Origin of the sequence: Leucobacter sp. 7(1), assembly GCF_900163635.1 — a bacterium.
In the GTDB taxonomy this organism is placed as follows: domain Bacteria; phylum Actinomycetota; class Actinomycetes; order Actinomycetales; family Microbacteriaceae; genus Leucobacter.
Genome location: NZ_FUID01000029.1, coordinates 1 through 17,028, shown reverse-complemented (window position 1 = coordinate 17,028; position 17,028 = coordinate 1). Strand labels below are relative to the sequence as shown.

Below are 17,028 nucleotides of genomic sequence, written 5' to 3'. Positions count from 1 at the left end.
TTCCGGGTGGGGGCTTTGGGCTGGTGGGGGACCTGCCTCATCAGCCCGGACGGCATGGGTTCGCAGGTAATGGTCAGATGCGAAGTAACCAAGATACGGTGTAGTCATGCCCTTCATTCCTGCCACTGAGCGTAAGCGCCCGACGCTGCAGACCGTTGATCGCGCCCTGAGTTTTCTTGAAATCGTGAGTGAGCGTCCCGACGGTGTGACCGTGCGCGATGTCGCTGCCGAGCTGGGCATTAATGTCACGACGTGTTACCACCTGTACAACACCCTCCTCGCGCGGGACTATATCGAGCGCAACGCGGACGGGACGATGCGCCTCGGAAACAACGTTGCCGCTCTGTACGAAGGATACCGGCGAGGGTTCTCGAACCAGGAAGAGATGCTCACGATCGTTCGGCACATGAGCAAGGTCTCGCAGGAGACCGCGTTCATCTCCTTGCGGGTGAATGACGCTGTGATCTTGACCGCCTTCACTGAGGGGCCGCAACCGGTGAAGGCGGGCGGGTTGTATGTCGGGTTGAGTGGCCTCGAACACGTTCGTGCGACCGGGAAGGCCGTGCTTGCCTTCTTGGGGGCCGAGGACCGCAAACGGATGTTGGACCGATCGCTGAGCGCCGTGCCGCCAGCCCAGTGGCCGGTGCTGGTGTCCCGGCTCGAAGAGGAGCTCCGCGAGATCGAGGCGCGGGGGTGGGCGATTGACGATGAAGGATACGAGAGCGGAATTGTCGGAGTTGCTGCGCCGTACTTCTCGCGAGATGGCGGGTGCATGGGCGCGGTCGGTATCTGGTCGCCGAAGGATCGCTGGGGGTCCCAGCAGGACCGTATCTTGCAGGCCGTCTTGGAGAGCGCTCAGGAGGCGAGCCTGGTGCTCGGGCGCATGGCCTAGACCGTCGCTACCGCGCTCCCGGCATCGTGATGAGCACTCGTGCGGGCGCGCGGCGCTTGTCCGCGAAGAGGGCGAGCGCCGCGTGGATCTGGTCGAGCGGGACGCAGGGATTCCCAGGGTCGCTGAGGGCAACTGAGCGAGCCGCCACGGCTTGGCTCACCTCCCCGATGTCCAGCGGGGTATAGGCATAGATCGCCGCGATCCGAAGAGAGCGGCGGATGAAGTGCGCGGGTGCCGTCGTCTGGAGTGCTTCGCTTCCGATGCCCACGATCGACAGGGTTCGACCAGGCTTGAGGGCCGAGAGCCCGAGCTCGACGGTACTGGGAAACCCGACGCAGTCGACCACGCCGTCCACCGGCCCGCCTGCGAGGTCGCGGAGCGCCGCAAGCGGGTCGGGGTGCTGCGCCGAGTTGAGCGTGCCCCGAGCGCCGGCCCGGCGAGCGCGGGCAAGCGCCTGGTCCTGAGTATCGAGAGCGAAGACCCGCATGCCCCGTGCCACGGCAAGTGCAAGCACTTGACTACCCAGCCCGCCAGCGCCGATCAGGGCGATCGTGGGGTGATCGTGGCCGTCGAGGCCGAGCGATCGGAGGGCGTGGTTCGCCGTTCCGGCTGACTCGATCATCGCGATTTCCGCGGCGGCGATACCGGGCGGTATCGGCGTGAGATGGGTGACCGGAGCGACGCAGAACTCAGCGAGGCCGCCGTCCCTGTGGATACCTAGGATGCGCTTCCCGGGGCAGAGATTGGGCTCCGCCAACTCGCAGTGCTCGCACGCCCCGCACCCCACAATGGGATTCACGAACACCCGGTCCCCCACTCGCACCCCGGTGTCAGATGCGTCGCGGCGGTTCCCCTGTTCCGGCAGCTCGACCACCTCAGCGCAGATCTCATGGCCCAGAGTGATGGGCTGGTGTGAGACCGGGGTGTGGCCATTCAATATATGCAGGTCGGATCCGCACAGGGCGACGACGTGGACGCGGAGGAGGGCTTCGCCGGCACCCGGGGAGGGTACTGGCACCTCGTCGAGGCTCACGCCACGATCGACCCCGTGAAACCTTGCTGCCCACATATGCGCTCACTCCTAAGCATCAACATCGTCATTGGCGTCTGAGTTGTGCCCCATTCTGCCCGAAAGGAGCTCTCCCGCGCCAGAATTTTCGACATTCATTTATGCGAAGCCAATTTCAAATAAAGTGTTTGAAATACATTATGAATAATGTAATGCTTGGTGCGCAGTCGAGGGAGACGCAGACCCTTGGCCGTTCCTGTGCAGGAGTTCCCACGCATTCCTGTGCTCGACAGTGAGGTTGAGGAGAGGAACTGAGCATGGGTATGGACTATTTGGGCAAGGTGGCCTTCGTGACCGGTGCCGCGTCCGGGATTGGTGCGGCCATCACGGAACTGCTGCTCGAACGGGGGGCTTCCGTGATTGCGTCGGATCTGTCCGCGGACGCCCTATCACCGCTGGTCGAGGCGCACGGCGACCGGGTGTTCCCGGTGGAGATCGACGTGACCGACGAGTCGACGATCGAGGCCGGGCTTGAAGCCGGGGTGGGCCACTTTGGGCACCTGGACTGCGCGTTCAACATCGCCGGGGTGTCCCGCGGCGCAATGATCGTGGACCTTCCCGCTGAGCAGTGGGATCTGAACAACGCTGTGGTGCTGCGCGGGGTCTTCCTCAGTGTGAAGCACGAGGCGCGCGTCATGCGCGAACGGGGCGGAGGGGCGATCGTCAATATGTCTTCGCTCAACGCACGCATGCCCATGCACACCGGGGCCGCGTACTCCTCGGCGAAGGCCGGGGTGGAGATGTTCACCAAGAGCGCCGCGCTTGAACTCGCTGAGTGGGGGATCCGCGTAAACGCGGTGCTGCCCGGACTGATTGATACACCGCTCACTCAGCGGCGGCTCCTGAACGCGCCGCTGATGGACAGCTGGTTGCCCAGAATCCCGCTCGGGCGACCCGGTCTTCCGCTGGAGGTCGCGCAGGCGGCGCTCTTTCTCGCGGGTCCGGAGGCGTCGTACGTGACCGGCACCGGGCTCATTGTTGACGGTGGCTGGGAGATCACCGGGTACCCAGATCTGCGGCCGTTCTCGTGACGCCAACAACCCCCGGCACCGTGGATTCGCCGCGAGCGAACGCGGAGTCCGGTCTACCCGACACCATGCAGGCCGTTCGCTTCTTCGGGGTCGGGCTGCCGCTCGAAATCACGGCGTTGCCGAGGCCACGCGCGAGGCCAGGTTGGGCACTCGTGCGGGTGCGGGCCGCGGCCATTTGCGGCTCGGATGTCCACATCCGCGAGGGCCATACCACGGTGGGCTTCACGCCAATTACGCTCGGGCACGAACTGGCAGGGGACGTCGTGGAACTGTCCGCGACAGACCAATCGACTGGTCTCTGTGTCGGCGACCGCGTGTTCGTGAATCCCATCGTGGGTTGCGAGGCGTGCGAATTCTGTGCGGCTGGCGAGCGGAACTTCTGCCCGGGACGTGGCTTGCTCGGGATCGCGTTCGACGGCGGCATGGCGGAGTACGCCCTGGCGCCCGTGCGCAACCTCACCCTTGTCCCGCGCCGGAGCGGCAACGCGCGGGGTCGGGCGGGGACGGAGACGGCCGATGCCCCGATCACGTACGCAGAAATCGCGATGATTGAGTCTGCGGGCACCGCCCATCACGCACTCAGAGCCCTCGGAGCGGAACCGGGTGCCCTGATCCTCGTGCTCGGGGCCGGCGGCCTCGGCTTGCAGGTGGTTCGAGTCGCCACGCAGCTCGGGTTTCGCGCGGTCGCGGTGGACCCGAGCGAGCAGGCGCGTGCGAGAGCGGTCGCGGCCGGGGCGGTCAGCGCGTACGCGCCGGAGGAGCTGGATCGCTACGTCGCGCGCCAAGAGCACCTCGAGCTCGTCGCTCGGTTGGGGTCGCCCCTCGGATTTGCGCACGCGGTCGATTGCGTGGGCAGCGAGGCGACGCTCCATCTCGCGCTCCAGCTTCTCCGGCCCAGCGGCAGCTGTTCCGTGATCGGCATCGGTGCCACCCCAGTACAGCTGCCCGATCCGAGCGTGTTTGTGCGCCGCTCGCTTCAGGTGCGTGGGATCTACACGTACACCGATGCGGATATCGAGAGCGTCATTGCCCTGGTGGTGGACGGCGAGCTCGACCTGTCTGAATCGATCACCGTCAGCCTGCCGCTCGCCGAAGCCGAGCGCGCATTTGAGCTGTTCGCTACGGCGGAGCCCCGGCCGGCCAGGGTCGTGCTCGAACTGTAGCCGGGGCGGTCCCGACAGGGCTACCCCCCCTAACCTCGAGGAAAGGAACACCGTGGAACAACTCCGAGCGGCCCCGCAGGGCCGGTTCGACGTGGCGGTCGTGGGTGCTGGCTCACTGGGGCGGAGATCGCCGAGGTCGAGCCACTGTGCGTTGGGCTCGCCGCACTACACTCCCCCCACACGGGCATCGTTGATTACGCGGAGGTCTGCCGCAGCCTCGAGCGGGAACTCCGAGACGCGGGTGCGACCGTACTGCTGGAGACCGAGGCCCGCAGCATCACCCGAGTTGGTGACCAGTCAGTGGTCAGCACTGACCGGGGCGAGATGACTGCAGGCTGGGTGGTCACCTGCGCAGGGCTCTGGTCAGACGAGCTCGCGAAGCGCTCAGGGGCCGACGACAACCCGCGCATCATCCCGTTCCGGGGCGCGTATGTGCACCTCGCAGCAAGCGATCAGCCCCCCGTGGTCCGCGGCATGGTCTATCCCGTCCCCGATCCGGATCTCCCGTTCCTTGGCGTTCACATCACCAGGCACATCTCCGGTGAGATCTCGATTGGCCCGACCGCCTTCGTCGCGGGAGCGAAGGACGCGTACACACTGAGCCGCGTCAAGCTCAGGGATCTCTGGTCGCTGGCAACGTGGCCCGGGACCTGGCGTGTGGCGAAGCAGTTCTGGCGGACCGCGATCACTGAACTGCGGTTTCTTCTGAGCCGCACGGCGATGAAGAACGCGGCGGCAGAGTTCATTCCTGAGATCCGGCACCGCGCCCTCGCGCGCGCGGGCGCTGCCGGCGTCCGCGCCCAAGCCGTTGATCGTGACGGCACCCTCGTGGACGACTTCGTCATCTCCGACGTGCCCGGTGCAACACACGTGCGGAACGCGCCGTCTCCCGCGGCAACGAGCAGCTTTGCGCTCGCGCGGGAGCTTGTCGACCGGTGTGAAACGCATCTGGGACCACCGGAAGCCCGAGAGTAAGCCAGAAATTTGCCGAAAGGAAACGTAGATGTATCCAGAATTTGAAGAGTTTTTTTCGCCGCGCCAACTGATGTACCGTGCCGGCGCGAGTGCCGAAGTCGGTCGTGTCCTCCGCGAGTGGGGGGTCACGCCCGGCCGCGTCTTCGTCGTTGCGGACCAGGTCGTTGAGGAGCTGGGCGGCCTGGAGGCGCTGAAGCGAGGCCTCACCGAGCAGGGGCACGAGTACGAGGTGTTCGCGCACATCGCGGGCGAGCCCAATGATGACATCGTCGAGCGGGCCACCGCTGCGGCGCGGGCGTTCGCGCCGCAGGCCATCGTGGGGGTGGGGGGCGGCAGCGCGCTCGACTCCGCGAAACTGGTGAACTACCTGACCGTATCGGGGCAGCAGCTCTCGGAGCTCGTCGGTGCGATCCCGTCGCTGCCGGGTTTCCTCCCGATGGCGCTGGTCCCCACGACGGTGGGCACCGGGTCGGAGGCAACGCGCGTCGCGATGTTCTCGGTGCAGGGGATGAAGCGGGCGGTGGTGTGCCGACAGTTCTTGCCGGTCGTTGCCGCGCTCGATCCCGACCTGGTCGCGAATCTGCCCGGGCCCGTCGTGGCCGCCACCGCGCTTGATGCCCTGGCGCACGCGATTGAGTCGATGCAGTCCACCAATCGCAACGCGTTCACGATGCTCGTGGGGGGCGAAGCCGCGCGGATTATCTTCGCGCGGCTGCGTGCGGCAGCGCTGGATGGGGACGCTGCAGCGAAGGGCGATCTGCTCTATGCGGCCTACCTGGGGGGACTAGCGCTGAACGCGGGGGTGGTTCTGGGGCACTCGCTGAGCTACGTTGTCGCGTCCAGGCAGGGCCTCTCTCATGGCTCAGGGTGCGCCCTCGCGCTGCCGTACACCATGGCGTACAACAGTGCGGTTGAACCCGAACTCAACCGGAAGATTGCTGAGCTTGTGACGGGGGATCCCGACGCCGACCTGGAGCAACTGTCACAGGAAATCGCGACCCTCACGGGCGAGGTCGCGCTGCCCACGAGCATGGCGGCAACCGGGCTCGATCCCGCGCGGATCCCTGAACTCGTGGCTGAGGTGATCGAGAGCTTCCCCCGGCCGAACAACCCGGTGGAAATAACCACAGAGCGGCTCACGCGGCTCTTGGAACACATGCACACCGGAGACGTCGCTGCCGCCTGGGCCGCGATGCGAGAAGAAGGAGCTTAAGCACATGGCGAACGAGTGCGACGCATGGATTGGCGGAGCCTGGGTCGGGGGCGACGATCGAATCGAGGTACTGAACCCGGCAACGGGCGAACGGATTGGAAGTGTCCCAAACCTGGGAGCTGAGGTTGTCTCAGCGGTGTATGGGGCGGCGCAGCGGGGTGCAACTGTCTGGCGTCAGACCTCACCTCTGAAGCGAATGGAGGTCATGCTCGCGGCGGCGGCTCTTCTGCGTGAGCGGGCAGAACAGCTCGCGCGGACGATTGTCAGCGAAAACGGCAAGACGCTTGCCGAGGCGAGGGGGGAGGTCGCAAAGTCCGCGGAATTCCTGGAGTACTACGCTGCGATGGGGCGCGATCCGCAGGGATACCTTCTTGCAGACGGTCGAGTGCGCACCCAAACGCGGGCGATCTACGAGCCGATTGGGGTGGTACTCGCCATTACGCCCTGGAACGATGCGCTGCTCACACCGTGCAGGAAACTCGCGCCTGCATTGACCTCGGGGAATGCGGTCGTCCTCAAGCCGGCCTCAGACACGCCACTCATTGCGCTTGAGCTTGCGCGCGCCCTGGTGGATGCGGGGATGCCTCCGACGGTGCTCCAAGTGGTCACCGGGCGCGGTGGCACCATCGTTGACAGCTTGCTCGCCCACGATCTTGTCGCTGGCGTGAGTTTTACCGGCAGTACCGAGGTTGGACTCCAGATTCAACGGACGCTGGCCGGGCGGAACGTTCGGGTACAAACAGAGATGGGTGGGAAGAACGCGTCGGTGGTGCTCGCTGACGCCGACCTCGACCTTGCCGCGGACACCATCGTGGCGGCCGCCTTCGGCGGGGCAGGACAGCGGTGCACTGCGACGAGCCGTGTGCTGGTCGACCGGCCCGTGCGTGCGGAGTTTCTGGAGCGGTTGCGGAGCCGGGTCGAGGCACTCGTGGTGGGGAACGGGATCACCGACGGAACCCAGGTGGGGGCGCTCATTCACGCTCGACACCGTGACGCGGTGCTCGCCGTCATTGAACGTGCGAAGAGCGACGGCGCTGAGGCGATTGTGGGTGGCCGCGCTCCGGGGGGTGACCTTGCCGGGGGATGCTTCGTGCTCCCGACGGTGCTCACGGGCGTTGCAGAGGAATCGCCCGCGTGGCGGGACGAGATCTTTGGCCCGGTGATCGCGGTGCGTGAATGTGATGGGCTCGAGGATGCCCTCCGCCAGGTCAATGCCTCCAGCTACGGGCTGGCCGCGGGAGTCTTTACGCGTTCGCTGGACTCGGCGGAGCGGTTCATCGCTGCCGCTGACACCGGGCAGGTTGCGGTGAACCTTCCCACATCGGGGTGGGATATCCACCACCCGTTCGGCGGCTTCAAGCTTTCGGGATCTGGGTACAAGGAGCAGGGCGTGGAAGCACTGAGCTTCTACCGCCGGGTCAAGACCGCGGCGGTGCGCGCCGCATGAGCCGACCTCACGTTCTTATTACCGGGGCGAGCCGCGGATTGGGCCGCGCTGTTGCTGAGCGGCTGCTTCGTGACGGTGCCGCGGTGACTCTGCTCGCGCGCACTTCGGATTCAATGTCAGAGTTTAGGTCGGAGGGAGGGTACGGTGCTGATCGCTGCCGCATCCTCCCCCACGACCTTTCTGGCCCGCAGGATTTTGATGATCTCATCACGGGGGTTGAGGCGGGGGGTGGCCCCCTCTGTGGCGTCGTTCACGCGGCGGGGGCGCAGCTGCGCAAGCCCGCCATTGCGGTGTCGGAAGCCGAGCTGCTGGGCATGCTGCGGCTCCACCTTGTGGTGCCGTTCCTGCTGAGCACCGCGCTTGCCCGGGCCCAGGTCGATGGCGGGCGCGGGGGGAGTCACGTGTTCATTGGTTCCCTCGGAAGCACCATCGCGATTTCCCAGGCTGCACCATATACCGCGGCGAAGAGCGGGGTAATGGGGGTGGTTCGAGGGCTCGCGGTCGAGCTCGCTGCGGCGGGGATTCGGGTGAACGCGGTGAACCCGGGATACGTCGAAACCCACCTCACCGCGGACCTCCTCGCCGACTCGCAGCAGCGGGCGCGGGTGCGCGGCAGGACTCCGCTGGGGCGACTCGGCACCCCGGCCGAGATTGCTTCGGTCGTCGCATTTCTGCTGAGCGAGGACTCCGCGTTCGTGACCGGTGAGGCGATCAACGCGGACGGGGGGTGGCTCGCAGCCTAGGTGCCAAATCGGCAGAACTAGGCTTCTCGTAACAAATTGGATACAGGTACTATTTATATGTATTGTATCCAATAGGCTCGTGCTGGGCCGCTTGAATGCGCGGCGCCGTCCACCCCGTCAAAGAAGATTGAGGAGAAACCCATGACATTCACTCGACAGAAAACGGCCGGCGCCCTGCTGGGCCTGGCCGCGACAGCGGCGCTGCTGCTTTCGGGCTGTGCTGGCCCCACGACCGGTGCCCCCGCTGGAGGGGCTGACGCGGGCGGCTCGGACCGCGGCGCCCCGACGGACATTCAGGAGTTCACCGAGTACGCGGAGAACATTGTGACTGAGGCCTCCGCGGAGCAGGCCAAGACCGCACCGACGACTGGCCCGGAGATCGTCGCTGGCAAAAAGATCGCGGTGATTCCGTGTTCAATGGCCGCCGAAGGCTGCTCGCGTCCGGCGGACGGTGCCGTGCACGCTGCGCAGGCCGCGGGGTGGACCGCCGACATTTTGGATCCGGGCGGTGACCCCTCCAAGACCGCTGCACTGATCGACCAGGCCGTGGCTACCGGGTACGACGCCATCGTGCTGACGGCTGTCGACGTGCAGTCCGTCCAGGCCGCGGTGAAGAAGGCCATCGACGCCGACGTGCTCGTGGGGAACTTTGCCGCCTCGGATGCGGATCCCGCGCTGTTGACCACCAACGTGCCGCTGTTCCCCGAGGACTTCTTCAACGCCGGCTATGCCATGGGCGCGAAGATGTTTCTCGACCACGGCGCGGACATGAAGGTCGCGATGCTCACCGGAACCGAGTTCGGCTCGATTCGCGAGCGTCTCGCCGGGACACAGGCCTTTATCGATGACTGCCAGGCCGCTGGCGGCGGGTGCGAGGTGCTTGCCGAGGAGAATTTCCTCGTGACGGACCTGGTGAAGAGCCTGCCGGGGCAGACCGCAGCGATGGTGCGTTCCAACCCCGAGGCCGACGCGCTGTGGTTTGGGTACGATGCCGGCGCCAACTTCGGCATTCAGGGCCTGGAAGAAGCCGGGCTCGAGATCGACGCCTACGGCTTCGACGCGAACGTCGCGAATCTGCAGCGCATCTCCGATGGGCGGGGACAGATCGCCACCGCCGGGTCTGCGATGGCGTGGATTGGATTTGGCATCATCGACAACTTCAATCGCGTGTGGTCGGGCGAAGAGGTGGTCGATCAGGGCATGAAGTTCAAGCTCCTGATGTCAGACAATCTCCCGGCCGACGGCGGAGCCTGGGACGGCGACGTCGACGTTGAGGCGGACTACAAGGCCATCTGGGGGGTGAACTAGCCCATGGGCGAGGGGGCCGCGCTGTCAATCCGCAATCTCTCGAAGACCTTCCCCGGGCAGCGGGCGCTGCAGGACTTCCATATTGAGGTCGAACGGGGGCAGATTCACGCCCTCGTCGGCGAGAACGGGTCCGGGAAGTCAACCTTCATTAAGAGCCTCTCCGGGTATCACGAGCCTGACCCAGGCGCGGAGATCATCGTGAATGGAGTGACGCTCACGGCCCCCTACGCCCCTCCGGTGGCGCGAAAACACGGAATCGCCTTTATCCACCAGGACCTCGGGCTGGTTGCCGATCTGACGGTGGCGGAAAACCTTGCGCTCCCGCGGGGATTCCACACCAACGCGATCGGTGGCATCAACTGGAAGCGCGAGCAGCAAGCCGCGCGTGAGTTGCTGGTGCGATTTGGCCACGGCGAGATCGACCCGAACGAGCGCCTGGGAAACCTGCCGCTCGCGACCCAGACCATCGTGGCGGTGGCGCGTGCACTGGCGGACAATGACGAGGCGCACGTGATCGTGCTCGACGAGCCGACGGCCTCGATGCCGCACGCTGAGGTCGAGCGACTGTTGGAATCGGTCCGCGCGTTGGCCGCGAGCGGGGTGGGTATCATCTACGTCTCGCACCGGCTGGAAGAGATCTTTCAGCTCTGTGACCGGGTCACAGCAATACGCGACGGTCGCAACGTCGGTACCCACGATGTCGCGGACCTGGACTATGACGCCCTGGTCGAGCTGATCGTGGGAGACTCGCTGATCCCGTTTACGCCAGCCGACCCGGCAACGGTTCGCGCAGACCAGGTTGTCGTGCGGTTTGAGGGACTTACCGGAGGCCTCGTACAGGAAGCGAGCGGCGAGATCCGGGCGGGCGAGATCGTCGGCGTCACCGGCCTCCTGGGCTCCGGCGCCGGTGATCTCGGGAAGCTGCTGTTTGGGGCGCTTCCACAGCAGCAGGGGTCGCTCGCCATCGGCGGCGACGCTACGAAGCTGAAGAGCCCCAGAACGGCGATGGACCGTGGGGTTTCGTATGTGCCGGGGGACCGGCAACGGGAGGGAATCTTCCGGCCGCTGTCGCTCACTGACAACGCGATGATCACTGACCTGCGGAGATTCTTCCGTGGTGGGTGGCGGCGGCGTGCGGAAGAGACCGAGTACGCCCGTGACATGTTCAACGCACTCAACGTGCGTCCGAACGATCCGGATCGCCCGATCTACAGCCTCTCCGGCGGCAACGCGCAAAAGGTGGTGTTGGCGAAGTGGCTCAACCTCGATCCCAAGTTCGTGATCTTTGATGAGCCAGTGCAGGGCGTCGATATCGGAGCGAAGACTGAGGTATACAACGTTATCGGCCGCACCGCCGCGGCCGGAGCCGCGGTGATGATCGTCAGCACCGAGCTGGACGACATCGCGCGGCTCTGTCACCGCATCTTGGTCATGCGCGAGGGCCGCGTCTACGCGGAACTCACCGGCGCAGATATGAACCGCGCCCGCATCAGCGAGCTGACCTACTAAGCATCGAAGGAACATCAACCGTGAGCGATAAGCATCTCAACAACGGGACCGTGAGTATTTCCACCTCCCCGGGCAAGAAGAAGGTTCCCGTGGGGATCATGGTCGCAAAGTACGGCCTGCCCGTCATTCTCCTCATCGAGATCATCATCTTCGGGAGTCTACGCCCGGAGACCTTCTTGACCTGGGACACGCTGCAGACCATTGCGATTAACCAGTCGGTCGCCGGCATTCTCGCGATCGGTGTTGTTGTGCCGTTGGTGATCGGCGAGTTCGACCTGTCGGTGGGTGCCAACCTGGGGCTCGGCGCGATAATGGTGGTCGGCCTGACCGCGTTCAACGGCGTTCCCGTCTGGTTGGCCATCATTCTGAGTGTCGCAGTTTCCGGTGGCGTGGGCCTGATGAACGGCATCCTGGTATCCAAGGTCGGGGTAAACGCATTTGTGACGACACTGGGCGTACAATCGATCTTGACAGGTGCCGTGCTCTGGTACACCAACGGGAACGTGATCTACCAGGGCGTTCCCGAGGAGCTGATCGCGCTCGGAAACGGTGCCGTGCTGGGCATCCCGCTTCCCGTGATCTTCCTCATCGTCGTCGTCTTGATCATGTGGTACCTGCTTGACCAGACGCCGTTCGGACGCAAGCTCTACGCGGTCGGTGGCTCGAAGGAGGCCGCCCGCCTGTCGGGCCTCAACGTCGGCCGGCTGACCGTCATGGCGTTCGTGCTCGCGGGGCTGCTCTCTGGCCTTGCCGGCGTGATCCTGTCGGCAAAGCTCGGGTCCGGAAACCCGACGGTTGGCGGGTCCTTCCTGCTGCCGGGGTTCGCCGCAGCGTTCCTCGGGGCGACCGCGTTCCGTCCGGGAACCTACAACATTCTCGGCACCATTTTCGCGGTGTTCGTGATCGCCACAGGGATCTACGGGCTGAACCTGCTGGGGCTCCCGTTCTTTGTCGAGTATGTATTCACCGGTGTGGTGCTCGTGCTTGCTGTGGCCGCGACCCGTTACCTCCGTAAAGAAAGGGCAATGTAACTATGGGAATCTTGGAGCGTCGCGTAGTCGCGATCACGGGCGGAGCCTCTGGCATAGGGCTTGCCGTCGCTGAACGGTGGGTCGCGGACGGAGGGTTCGCCGTGCTGCTGGACCTGAGCGACGAGAACATCGTCGCCGCGATAAGTCAACTCGGGGCCGAGAATGCGCGTGGGATTCGGACGGATGTAACGAAACAGGAGAGTGTCGACGCGGCGTTCGCTTCGATCGTTCAGCGGGAGGGCCGTCTGGACGGCCTGATGAACGGCGCCGGGATCGGACGACCGTCGCCCACAGCTGAAACCTCGGACGCGGACTTCGAATTCTTGATGAGCATTCATCTTGGCGGGGTGCTCCGTGCCTCGCGGGCGGCTCACTCGCTTCTCAGTGCCTCGCGAGGCGCGATCGTCAATATCTCATCGGTTGCCGCGAAGAACGGCATGCCGCAGCGAGCAAGCTACTGCTCAGCGAAGTCCGCCATTGAAGGCTTTACGCGTTCGACTGCCGTTGAATGGGCTCCTGATGGTATCCGGGTGAACGCTGTAGCACCCGGCTATGTTCGAACCGCCCTCACCGATGCGCTCATCGCGGAGGGAAAACTCAACGACGAACCAATCGTGTCACGCACGCCGCTTGCCCGATTCGCTGACCCGCAAGAAATCGCCGCCGTGGTTTCGTTTCTCTTGTCCCCGGATGCATCATTCGTAACGGGGCATTCGCTAGTGGCTGACGGTGGGCTCACTATCGACGGCAACTGGTACTAGACAGACATTGATAGGCGGGATTCACAATGAATACGACGTTTGATTTCACTGGAAAAGTAGCATTGATCACAGGAGCTGCGGGCGGTATCGGCGGTGTCTTGGCGGACTTGCTACATGCGTCGGGGGCAGATCTGATACTTGCGGATATTGACCTCGCGGGGGTGACCGCAAAAGCCGCAGAACTGACCGGTCCCGGGCGAAGTATCGCGGTTCAGGTCGACTCTTCCGATCCCGAGAGCATTGACTCGCTCATTGAACGAGTCCGTTCGGAGTTTGGAGAGCTCGATTTCCTGGTTCCCTCCGCGGGTATCTATCCGACCGCAATGCTTGCCGACATGACCTTTGCGCAGTGGCGACAGGTAATGTCGATCAATCTCGACGGAATCTTCCTGCTGACACAGCGCATGATCCCGATCATGAGGTCGGGGGGCTCGATTGTGAACCTGGCATCGGTCGCTGGTCACCGCGGAAGCCTGAGCCATGCACACTATTCAGTGGCGAAAGCCGGAATCATTGCGCTCACGCGGAACCTCGCGCTGGAATTCGGGTCGCGCGGTATCCGCGCGAACGCGGTTTCCCCAGGGATTATTGAGACCTCCATGACCGAGGGAATCCGTGCACAAAAGGGCGATGTGCTGCTCGCGCAGACGCCGCTGGGCCGAAATGGGGCACCCGAAGAAACGGCAAGCGTGATCGCGTTCCTTCTGAGTGACGCCGCGAGTTTTGTACACGGAGAAGTTATCCACGTGAATGGTGGACTCTTCATGGCGGGCTGACGCAACAACTCCACGGTCCGTGCATCTCCGCTCTGAAGAAGCCTGGACCGTGGAGGCGTTCGGTAGCATTGGATGCGAAGTGGACACGTGATGTACGTCCCAGTCCGGGCCACTCAATGAGGCATTGAAATTTCGAGCCGGGAAGGGCCCTCACATGACCAGTGGTGCAAGCCGTAGGATCCGAGATATGTTGATCGCCTCGATCTTGGATGGGGAATTGCTTCCGGGGCAGCGGATTCGACAGGAAGCACTGGCCGAGGAGTACGGGGTCAGTCGCGTGCCTGTGCGAGAAGCCCTGCACATGCTCGAACGTGAGGGACTCGTCACGCTTGTGCAAAATACGGGAGCGTGGGTCACTGCGCTCACTCAAGACGAGTGTATTGAGATCTACGAGATTCGAGAGCGGGTGGAGCCGCTACTGCTTCGCAACAGTATGCAGAATCTCGATGACTCCGTGTTTGACCGGCTCGAAGAACTCAACGCACAGATGATCGCGGCTCGTGACAGCCCGAACGAGTTCATGCGTCTCGATTGGGAGTTTCACTGGCTGACCTATTCCGGCGCGGAGCCGAGCTTCCTTCTTAGCATGGTGAAACGGCTGTGGAACGTCACCCAGGCGTATCGCAGAGAGTTTGTGCAACACCAGGATGGGACAGCCCAGCACCTCACCCATTCCGAGCACCTGCTCATTATCGAATCATTGCGCCGACTGGATTCCGCTGACGCGGGAGAAGCCATTGCTTCCCATATTCGACGGACGAGGAAATCACTCGTGACACGGCCCGAAATCTTCGATCTTGACGGCTCGGCGTCGTCTTTGGAACACTAGGCCACCGCGGGCAAAACGGCGAGAGTCCCCAAAGCAAAAGACTCCTCCACGCCGGAAGGAATGCCGGTCTGGAGTTCCGCGTTCTCGCTCAAGAACCCATCACCTCACGAAGGAGTGCCGCTGTGACTCTCATCCCATCCCGCCGGATCGGCAAGTCCACCCTCGAAATCGCGCCGCTGGCGCTGGGCGGCAACGTATTCGGATGGACCGCTGATCGCGCGGAATCGTTTGCGGTGCTCGACACCTTTACCGCGGGCGGCGGCAATTTCGTCGATACAGCTGATGGGTACTCGCACTGGGTGCCCGGCCACGCTGGCGGAGAATCGGAGACAATCATCGGCGACTGGCTCGCCGCACGGGGGGCTCGCGACCGCGTCGTGATCGCGACAAAGGTGTCCACGCACCCGGAGTTCTCCGGGCTTGCCGCCGCAAACGTTCGGGCGGCCGCGGACGCGTCCCTCGCCCGGTTGGGCACCGAGCAGATCGACCTGTACTACGCGCACTTCGACGATCCCGAGACGCCGCTCGAGGAGACCGTGGCCGCGTTCTCCGGGCTCGTGGATGCGGGCAAGATCCGCGCGATCGGGGTGTCGAACTTCACGGCTGCACGCGTCGCCGAGTGGTTCCGTATCGCCCGGGCGGAGGGCTACCACCTGCCCGTCGCCCTGCAGCCGCACTACAACCTTGTCGAGCGGGAGTTCGAGACGAACGGCCTGCGCGAGGTCGCTCTGGCCGAGGATCTGGCCGTTTTCCCATACTTTTCGCTCGCGAAGGGGTTCCTCGCGGGGAAGTATCGGAGTGGCGCCGACGCCACGGTGCCGGGGGCGAGTGCCCGGGCAGAGGGCGCGATCGCATATCTGGACGAGCGCGGCCGTGCGGTGCTGGGAGCACTCGACGAGATCGCGCAGGATCGTGGACTCGAAGTCGCGACAGTCGCGCTGGCCTGGCTGCAACAGCAGCCCACCGTCACCGCGCCACTGGCGAGCGCACGCACCACCGGGCAACTGGACGCCCTCCTGGCCACCCTCACCGTGAAGCTGGGCGCGGACGAGCTCGCGCGACTCAGTGCGGCGTCTCAGCCAGCGTAAGCTCAAGCAGCTTCCGCAGCACCCCCAGGTCGACCTTGTCGAGCCGTGTGAGATAGAGACACACCTTGCTTGCGCGGTGCGGCCCGAGCTCAGCCATGAGCTCGGGCCAGCGCTCGGCGAAGTCGTTCACGAGATAGATCGTGTGCTGCCGCGGACCCGGCGCAAACGCGAGCACGGGGGCGCGCCCACCGTGCCCGCTCTCGTACAGGTACTCGAACTCCCCGAACCCGATGATCCGGCCGGCCCACACCACGGGAGGCGCGTCGATCAGTTCGGAGAACAGGGCAAGCAGCGTGTCCGCCTCCGCGCGGCGGGGGCCGGTCGCGCGATCCAGCGCCTCCTGGACGGGCATGTCGGACGGGGACATCGCGGGTGATGACGCGGCCACGGCGGCCTCCTTAGCTCGGGGAACAGGGGCACCGTGCGGTGCGTGCCCCCATCCTAGGGGGCTGAGTGGTCCCCGTCTCCTGCGAGAATAGAACCGTGAATGAGACGCCCGCGACCCCGCACCCGGAACACACAACGGCCGGCGTTGGCCCTTGGCCCGGCGGGCGTGACGCCTGGCCCGAGGATGCACACTACGATCCCGAACTCCTCGAACACGGGGACAGCCGTAACGTCATCGACAGGTACCGCTACTGGCAGATGCCAGCGATCGTGGCGGATCTCGACGAGCACCGGCACCGCTTCCATGTCGCGATCGAAAACTGGCAGCACGATATGAACATTGGCTCGATCGTGCGCAGCGCCAACGCATTCGCCGCGGACACCGTGCACATCGTGGGTCGCCGCCGCTGGAACAAGCGAGGCGCGATGGTGACGGACCGCTATCAGCACGTCGAACATCGAGAAGACGTGGCCGCGCTTGTGGCCTGGGCCGCCGCGGAGGGGATCCCGATCATCGCGATCGACAACGTTCCGGGCTGCGTGCCGATGGAGACCTTCGACTGGCCTGAGCGCTGTGTGATGCTTTTCGGTCAGGAGGGGCCGGGCCTGAGTGCCGAGGCGATCGCCGCGTCCGAGGCCGTCGTGGAAATCACTCAGTACGGCTCAACCCGATCTATCAACGCCTCGGCCGCGGCGGCGGTCACCATGTTCAGTTGGGTGCAGCAGCACTCTCCGCTTGTGCCGCGCTAGTTGTACCCGGCCATCAGGTTGGTAGCAGCCGGCTGATCGGTGGCCGGCCTCCAACT

16 protein-coding genes and 1 pseudogene are annotated in these 17,028 nt (G+C 64.7%); 15 read left to right on the top strand and 2 right to left on the bottom strand.

Going from position 1 to position 17,028, the window contains the following annotated elements; all coding sequences use genetic code 11:
• Nucleotides 1-106: 106 nt before the first annotated feature.
• Nucleotides 107-892, top strand: coding sequence for an IclR family transcriptional regulator (locus FM113_RS06980; protein WP_087012928.1), 786 nt, complete (start codon nucleotides 107-109; stop codon nucleotides 890-892).
• A gap of 7 nt (nucleotides 893-899) precedes the next feature.
• On the opposite strand, the gene FM113_RS06975 is transcribed toward FM113_RS06980, so the two are convergent.
• Nucleotides 900-1,961, bottom strand: coding sequence for a zinc-binding dehydrogenase (locus FM113_RS06975; RefSeq protein WP_087012926.1), 1,062 nt, complete (start codon nucleotides 1,959-1,961; stop codon nucleotides 900-902).
• Nucleotides 1,962-2,218: 257 nt separating this feature from the next.
• Here FM113_RS06975 and FM113_RS06970 point away from each other — a divergent pair, with 257 nt between their 5' ends.
• The 13 genes and pseudogenes from FM113_RS06970 (at nucleotide 2,219) to FM113_RS06910 (ending at nucleotide 15,835) form a co-directional block, all read left to right on the top strand.
• The gene (locus FM113_RS06970; protein WP_087012924.1) at nucleotides 2,219-2,992 is read left to right on the top strand and encodes an SDR family NAD(P)-dependent oxidoreductase; all 774 of its coding nucleotides are present in this window, start codon (nucleotides 2,219-2,221) and stop codon (nucleotides 2,990-2,992) included.
• Nucleotides 2,989-4,155 carry a zinc-binding dehydrogenase gene (locus tag FM113_RS06965; RefSeq protein ID WP_140393301.1) on the top strand — a complete coding sequence of 389 codons (1,167 nt, stop codon included), beginning with the start codon at nucleotides 2,989-2,991 and terminating at the stop codon, nucleotides 4,153-4,155. Before FM113_RS06970 ends, FM113_RS06965 begins: the two co-directional genes overlap by 4 nt.
• A 105-nt stretch (nucleotides 4,156-4,260) precedes the next feature.
• Nucleotides 4,261-5,130 (top strand): annotated as a pseudogene (gene lhgO, locus FM113_RS06960) (L-2-hydroxyglutarate oxidase); the annotation flags it as partial.
• Nucleotides 5,131-5,158: 28 nt separating this feature from the next.
• Nucleotides 5,159-6,343 (top strand): iron-containing alcohol dehydrogenase family protein, encoded by a 1,185-nt coding sequence (locus tag FM113_RS06955; RefSeq protein WP_087012918.1) that lies wholly within the window; start codon nucleotides 5,159-5,161, stop codon nucleotides 6,341-6,343.
• 4 nt (nucleotides 6,344-6,347) lie between these two features.
• Complete coding sequence (locus FM113_RS06950) at nucleotides 6,348-7,790, top strand: aldehyde dehydrogenase (protein ID WP_087012916.1); 1,443 nt, start codon at nucleotides 6,348-6,350, stop codon at nucleotides 7,788-7,790.
• The gene (locus FM113_RS06945; RefSeq protein WP_087012914.1) at nucleotides 7,787-8,533 is read left to right on the top strand and encodes an SDR family NAD(P)-dependent oxidoreductase; all 747 of its coding nucleotides are present in this window, start codon (nucleotides 7,787-7,789) and stop codon (nucleotides 8,531-8,533) included. Before FM113_RS06950 ends, FM113_RS06945 begins: the two co-directional genes overlap by 4 nt.
• A 141-nt stretch (nucleotides 8,534-8,674) precedes the next feature.
• Complete coding sequence (locus tag FM113_RS06940; RefSeq protein ID WP_087012912.1) at nucleotides 8,675-9,841, top strand: sugar ABC transporter substrate-binding protein; 1,167 nt, start codon at nucleotides 8,675-8,677, stop codon at nucleotides 9,839-9,841.
• Nucleotides 9,842-9,844: 3 nt separating this feature from the next.
• A complete protein-coding gene (locus FM113_RS06935) occupies nucleotides 9,845-11,350 on the top strand; it encodes a sugar ABC transporter ATP-binding protein (RefSeq protein ID WP_087012910.1) in 1,506 nt (501 codons plus the stop codon).
• Nucleotides 11,351-11,370: 20 nt separating this feature from the next.
• Nucleotides 11,371-12,381, top strand: coding sequence for an ABC transporter permease (locus FM113_RS06930; protein WP_087012908.1), 1,011 nt, complete (start codon nucleotides 11,371-11,373; stop codon nucleotides 12,379-12,381).
• A 2-nt stretch (nucleotides 12,382-12,383) separates the two neighbouring features.
• On the top strand, nucleotides 12,384-13,142 hold the full coding sequence (locus FM113_RS06925) for an SDR family NAD(P)-dependent oxidoreductase (protein WP_087012906.1): 759 nt from the start codon (nucleotides 12,384-12,386) through the stop codon (nucleotides 13,140-13,142).
• A 26-nt stretch (nucleotides 13,143-13,168) separates the two neighbouring features.
• Nucleotides 13,169-13,918 (top strand): SDR family oxidoreductase, encoded by a 750-nt coding sequence (locus FM113_RS06920; protein ID WP_087012904.1) that lies wholly within the window; start codon nucleotides 13,169-13,171, stop codon nucleotides 13,916-13,918.
• Nucleotides 13,919-14,072: 154 nt separating this feature from the next.
• The gene (locus tag FM113_RS06915) at nucleotides 14,073-14,747 is read left to right on the top strand and encodes a GntR family transcriptional regulator (RefSeq protein ID WP_087012902.1); all 675 of its coding nucleotides are present in this window, start codon (nucleotides 14,073-14,075) and stop codon (nucleotides 14,745-14,747) included.
• Between the two features lie 122 nt (nucleotides 14,748-14,869).
• Nucleotides 14,870-15,835: an aldo/keto reductase gene (locus tag FM113_RS06910; RefSeq protein WP_087012900.1), complete on the top strand. Its 966-nt coding sequence runs from the start codon at nucleotides 14,870-14,872 to the stop codon at nucleotides 15,833-15,835.
• Here the strand turns inward: FM113_RS06910 and FM113_RS06905 are convergent.
• A complete protein-coding gene (locus FM113_RS06905) occupies nucleotides 15,810-16,223 on the bottom strand; it encodes a DUF1801 domain-containing protein (RefSeq protein WP_087012898.1) in 414 nt (137 codons plus the stop codon). The two genes, FM113_RS06910 and FM113_RS06905, sit on opposite strands and share 26 nt — an antisense overlap.
• 95 nt (nucleotides 16,224-16,318) lie before the next feature.
• Here FM113_RS06905 and FM113_RS06900 point away from each other — a divergent pair, with 95 nt between their 5' ends.
• Entirely contained in the window at nucleotides 16,319-16,972 is a 654-nt protein-coding gene (locus tag FM113_RS06900) for a TrmH family RNA methyltransferase (RefSeq protein WP_087012897.1), read from the top strand.
• Nucleotides 16,973-17,028: the final 56 nt, after the last annotated feature.

Bases quoted from the DNA above. Each gene is read 5' to 3' on its own strand.
- FM113_RS06980 (WP_087012928.1), top strand. From the start codon at position 107: ATGCCCTTCATTCCTGCCACTGAGCGTAAGCGCCCGACGCTGCAGACC.
- FM113_RS06975 (WP_087012926.1), bottom strand. From the start codon at position 1,961: ATGTGGGCAGCAAGGTTTCACGGGGTCGATCGTGGCGTGAGCCTCGAC.
- FM113_RS06970 (WP_087012924.1), top strand. From the start codon at position 2,219: ATGGGTATGGACTATTTGGGCAAGGTGGCCTTCGTGACCGGTGCCGCG.
- FM113_RS06955 (WP_087012918.1), top strand. From the start codon at position 5,159: ATGTATCCAGAATTTGAAGAGTTTTTTTCGCCGCGCCAACTGATGTAC.
- FM113_RS06950 (WP_087012916.1), top strand. From the start codon at position 6,348: ATGGCGAACGAGTGCGACGCATGGATTGGCGGAGCCTGGGTCGGGGGC.
- FM113_RS06945 (WP_087012914.1), top strand. From the start codon at position 7,787: ATGAGCCGACCTCACGTTCTTATTACCGGGGCGAGCCGCGGATTGGGC.
- FM113_RS06940 (WP_087012912.1), top strand. From the start codon at position 8,675: ATGACATTCACTCGACAGAAAACGGCCGGCGCCCTGCTGGGCCTGGCC.
- FM113_RS06935 (WP_087012910.1), top strand. From the start codon at position 9,845: ATGGGCGAGGGGGCCGCGCTGTCAATCCGCAATCTCTCGAAGACCTTC.
- FM113_RS06925 (WP_087012906.1), top strand. From the start codon at position 12,384: ATGGGAATCTTGGAGCGTCGCGTAGTCGCGATCACGGGCGGAGCCTCT.
- FM113_RS06920 (WP_087012904.1), top strand. From the start codon at position 13,169: ATGAATACGACGTTTGATTTCACTGGAAAAGTAGCATTGATCACAGGA.
- FM113_RS06915 (WP_087012902.1), top strand. From the start codon at position 14,073: ATGACCAGTGGTGCAAGCCGTAGGATCCGAGATATGTTGATCGCCTCG.